The 224-nt window shown below is 61.2% G+C and carries 1 protein-coding gene; it reads left to right on the top strand.

Annotated features, from left to right (window positions below):
- A partial coding sequence (locus tag RRF55_RS28640; RefSeq protein ID WP_439419391.1) for a hypothetical protein occupies window positions 1-224 on the top strand: 224 nt, incomplete at both ends.

The raw sequence follows: 224 nt of genomic DNA, 5'->3' as shown, positions 1-224 counted from the left end.
GCAGCTACGAATTCACCGCCTACATGCCCAAGACCGGCAAGATGCAGCGCCAGTTGCAACACCGTGCGGCACTGGCGTTCACCTATGACGGGCAGCGCACCAGCGACAAGAGCAGCAGCGAAGTCATCCGTATCGACGGCAACGTCCGCCAGCGTATCCACCGTCAGCCAGACGCCGAAAAGGCGCTGCGCCAGACCTTGAAGAAAATGCGCTTCAGCGTTGCC

The sequence above is a fragment of the Klebsiella sp. K47 genome, assembly GCF_051858335.1.
GTDB lineage: Bacteria > Pseudomonadota > Gammaproteobacteria > Enterobacterales > Enterobacteriaceae > Klebsiella > Klebsiella pneumoniae.
The sequence above is the reverse complement of the archived record's forward strand: the minus strand, read 5'-3'. Positions and strand labels throughout refer to the sequence as shown.